This is a genomic window from Wandonia haliotis, assembly GCF_039523435.1.
GTDB classification, from domain to species: domain Bacteria; phylum Bacteroidota; class Bacteroidia; order Flavobacteriales_D; family Crocinitomicaceae; genus Wandonia; species Wandonia haliotis.
This window is the reverse complement of sequence record NZ_BAAAFH010000025.1, coordinates 8310-12687: the sequence shown is the minus strand read 5'-3', so window position 1 is coordinate 12687 and position 4378 is coordinate 8310. Positions and strand designations below refer to the sequence as shown.

Annotated in this window: 5 protein-coding genes; all 5 read right to left on the bottom strand. The window is 35.3% G+C overall.

The window, feature by feature from the left end; genetic code table 11:
- Positions 1 to 132: 132 nt before the first annotated feature.
- Entirely contained in the window at positions 133 to 834 is a 702-nt protein-coding gene (locus ABDZ97_RS17545) for a hypothetical protein (protein WP_343791094.1), read from the bottom strand.
- Between the two features lie 13 nt (positions 835 to 847).
- The gene (locus ABDZ97_RS17540; protein WP_343791091.1) at positions 848 to 2491 is read right to left on the bottom strand and encodes a hypothetical protein; all 1644 of its coding nucleotides are present in this window, start codon (positions 2489 to 2491) and stop codon (positions 848 to 850) included.
- A 92-nt stretch (positions 2492 to 2583) separates the two neighbouring features.
- The gene (locus ABDZ97_RS17535; protein WP_343791088.1) at positions 2584 to 3174 is read right to left on the bottom strand and encodes a hypothetical protein; all 591 of its coding nucleotides are present in this window, start codon (positions 3172 to 3174) and stop codon (positions 2584 to 2586) included.
- A 65-nt stretch (positions 3175 to 3239) separates the two neighbouring features.
- Positions 3240 to 3638 (bottom strand): hypothetical protein, encoded by a 399-nt coding sequence (locus ABDZ97_RS17530; protein ID WP_343791085.1) that lies wholly within the window; start codon positions 3636 to 3638, stop codon positions 3240 to 3242.
- A partial coding sequence (locus ABDZ97_RS17525) for an RHS repeat-associated core domain-containing protein (protein ID WP_343791082.1) occupies positions 3589 to 4378 on the bottom strand: 790 nt, incomplete at its 5' end. The genes ABDZ97_RS17525 and ABDZ97_RS17530, both read right to left, overlap by 50 nt.

Genomic DNA, 4378 nt, shown 5'->3' with positions numbered 1-4378 from the left:
TTACCTGCTCCACTCCCAAACGAGAAGATCCATACAAATTCCGTTCTGTTAGGTACAGATTGGTCTCACCATCTTCTGCTTTAAGTGTATATACCGTCATTACATTCCCTTGTGCATCCCTAATATAATAGGTTACCACCCCCAATCTAAAGGTTCAATATTGTAAATATCTACAAAACGATACATTACCGGGTTTATAATATCAATACGTGCTTTAGGAAAATAACCTACAACTCTTTTTATTAACTTCCAATCAGAAGCATTTGCAACCAGTTGAACTTTTTCTACAGATTGATTTTCTCCCCTGAAATGTAAATGCTCAATATCACTTAAAACCAATTCTGAAACTTCAAGGGAAGTTAAAAGACTGAAACTTACATCTATCTTGCCAAGAAGAAATAATTTATCAATTTTCCCTAATGAACATTCATTACCTTTATACTCAAACTTTAGAGAGGGAAAAATACTTGGTGTCCATACTTTTAGATTTCGGATTTTCTTCCATTGAAATACTTCACTAGGTACCTTATCTATGTATTCAAAAAAAACTTCTAAAGTGTCAATACTTTGAAAAGAAAATTGTTTTATCACCCTTTCGACAAAATGTTTGGTTTTTTTGAAATATTCTTTTGGTTTCTCAATTTCACCATAACTACCAAAAGACAAGGAAATTCTATTATAACTATTAAACTGATATACTGAATCATATTCTATATCGTGGGGAAAGACCTGAATTGTTAGATTATTCTTTCCTAATTCTTTTACAGAAACCTGTGCAAAAGAAAAGTATGTTTTAAAACAAACTACTAAAAAAATTAACCCTATTTTTTTCATATTATTACTAAAATCATTTTTGAAAGACAGCATTAAGATCTCTTTTAGTTTCTGTAGACAAATTATTATATGCTCTTTTCCCACCATTATGAGATCTTCCTAATTTTGGATGGTAAATAATGCATCTCGACAAGGTCACATAAGACAATACACTTTTAATATTTATCTCACTTGGTTTAGATATTATTAAAACTGTTTGAGTTCCTCTTCCCTTACCAAATTCCCAACCGCTTTCTGAAGGTTTTTTTACTCCTATCTGACTGTATAGATAACGAACCTGCCCTTTTGACAGATTTGTAAAAGATCCATTTACCATAATATTAGGATTCTTTTCAGAGTGATAATTTGGATCATTCTTAACTTGCATCGCATATTGGTGTCTAGTTTCAGTATTATTAAGATCAGTTGGTGAAAAAGGATCCTTTTTAGTAATACCTAAAAGGTAACGATCCTCTAAACCAAATAAATGAAGCCACTCATGCGATGCGTTGTCTTGTAATCTTTGATATACAAGTTCTCCTTGCCAACCTGCACCTTCCCCACTTGATGCAACATAAGAAGATCCCCCATTCATCCCATTGAATACTTTAAAGATATTTGCCGTTTCCCCAACTTCCGCTGCCATTCTCAACGCTTCCTGCTCATCTTTTGCCACCAAAACTTGTACATCTGCACGAACTGTTAAATTTTTAACCCCATCCGGTCCATCCACCTCCATAAATCTTTGTCCGTTAGATATTTGAGATATTACTCTTGCATAATTACTCACGTAGTTATCAAATTGTTCATCTGTTAAACCTGATCCTTTATATAAAATCACTGTATTTGATAATACCATCTCCTCTCCTTGACCATCGTCCCTATCCTGAATAGTGATCTCACCATTTGCACCTGAAGGGTCTGCAAAGAAAACCGGGTTACCTTCAAATACATGGTACGGAGACATCCATGGTTTAGTAACCGGATCGTTATTCCATCTTCTCAGCACCCTTGAATCATATTCCCAGTAATCAGCTGTATAATGATTTCCTACTCCACTCACTTCATCCACTTTCTCCTGCCCATTTGCTCCTCCATAACGGTATACATTACTATTCCCGTTTCGACCTGTTAATAATCCATGCCCAGGGAAAAAGTCACTAAAGCTAATCACATCCGGCTTATAATACGCCAACCCTTCTCCCAAATCAAACTCAGGTAACTTTCTATCTGTAACAGTTGCAAGGATATTTCCGAGATAATTACTCATTTCAAATATTTTATCCCCAACCACTCGTTGCTGTTTCGTATTGATATCGATATTACCTGAGTTGGTAGAGGCTACTATTTGGTTGACTTGTTCCATTCCTAAGCGGGTTGATCCATACAACATCCTCTCACTAAGATACAAATTCTTTTCTGCTTCTTCTGTTTTTAAGGTATAAACTGTCATCACATTCCCTTGTGAATCATACACATAATACGTTTTCGTAACTCCATCCACATCTATAACCCCCGGTGCAGACTTTGGATACACAATCTTGGTAATGCGTTGTCCCATAGGATCATACTCAAATTCCAGATCCGGTTTTTCACTAAACGCATAGCGCTGGATTTTCTTTACTTTTCCGGTAACTGTCCACGCGATGTTCTCAATTTCTTCCGTTTTATCTTGCACAAGTTGCCCAATGGCATCATAACGGTAGTTATGGGTGGTTTCATCCGCCAGATTGTATGCGGTAAATCCTAATCCGGCATATTATTTCATTATCAATTATCACCTTTATCCTGAGAGTCCTCACCACAATCAAAACGTAATACACCAGGAGCAAAAGACTTTGCATCCTCTATAAATAGGGAATTACCGGATTTGTTTTTTTCGCCAACAATATCAATTATGGTACCATAAATACTTCCAACGAATTCTATATACACCAATTTATTATTTATGATAGCTGCCTGTTTCATAACTTTATCTTCTAAAAACAAATAATCTGTTTTAAATTTTATTTCAACATCAGCAAAATGAACTCTATGTCGCACTGAGTTTGAGTCAAGATAGTTCTTACGAATTTCGTTTGTAGAAAAATAAAAATTCACATCACTTTTAAGTAAAAACTGGTTACAAATAAACGTCAATTTAAAACTCAATAATGAAGAATTATTTGATAGAATCCTGTGTATTTGAGAAGTATGAATATTCGGATAAAAATAGAATTGACCTCCCGAGAACAAGAGACTACCTGACCACGAAATTGAGTCATTGACCTCCTGCTCTTCAATTGTATTTTGTGAATAAGAAGAACTTATATTTACTCCTAACACAAAGATTATAATTATCAAAAATCGTATAGCTTTCATATTTCAGTATTTAACTTCTTTAACTTTCGATTAAATCAACTCTTTTTCAAAGATGACACATCTTATTATTTAGAAACTTGTTTTTTTTCATCTTCTGTTAACCCATCTTTACTTTCCCCAATAAGCTTTCCAGAAGATACTTCAATATCAACAGCATATTTTAAAATAAATTCCCCAATATTATCGGCATACTTTCTTCCAAAATTATCATAATGCGTTTGGGAAACAGTGTTGCTTAACGGTTCTGCCATAACATCTCCTCCCCAATTTGTGTGTGGTTTTGAATTTTGTTTATCATTGGCTCCATATCTGTCTGACAATCCCAAAAGGTGCAACACCTCATGAAAGTGCGCACCACCACCTGTTTCAGTTAACGTGCCTAAAGCCGACTTTCCTATTATAGCATAAGCTTCTTTAATGCGTAATGCCAGTTTCAGAATCTTTCTCCAAATCTTTATTCCCACTAAATTTAGCTTGAGGCCACGTATTATGTCCATCTACTAAAACCGCATTCTGACCTGTTGGAAGTTTCGCTGCATAATCATCAAACTCTTTAACCGTTGAAGGTTTGTAATCTGTTGGTTGAACTGTAATATCGAAAACTATTTCCCATGTATTCCCTTCCACATCAACGTATGAACCATTTTTAAGCATCGTATTATAAAGTTCTTGGGCTTTCACTATTTTTTCTGGTGTAACACTTTTCCCTACCATAATTATATCAGCTGAAATTGTAATCGTTCCTCCGCCTGTCTCATTAGATACAACTGTAATGATAGCTTCCTTACCGTCAGGATCGTTAAAAAGAATTGGGGAGTTGTACGAAAAAATGTATGGTGTTACATGCGGATACTTCTTTTCCAAAGGATCTCTTGAAAACCATCTCCCAACTCTCGAATCATACATCCTCGCTCCAAAATCATAGCTATTTCCCTTACCTTTGATTTCATCATCTTTTTCCATTCCGTTGAAACCATACTTCCCTGTCTCTCCACCATCTCTCCAGGTTACACCAAATGGACTGTAATCCGAATAACCCACCACATCAGGTTTATAATACGCTAAGTTTTCTGTAGCATTATACTCTGGGAGTTTTCTATCCGTTACCGTCACCATGACAGAATTTAAGTGATTTTGCATCTCATACCGCTTGTCCCCAACAACTCTTTGTTGAGCCATATTGATGTTAATATTTGTTGGTTCT

Excerpts from the sequence above, each read along its gene's own strand:
- ABDZ97_RS17545 (WP_343791094.1), bottom strand. The coding sequence starts at position 834 with ATGAAAAAAATAGGGTTAATTTTTTTAGTAGTTTGTTTTAAAACATAC.
- ABDZ97_RS17535 (WP_343791088.1), bottom strand. The coding sequence starts at position 3,174 with ATGAAAGCTATACGATTTTTGATAATTATAATCTTTGTGTTAGGAGTA.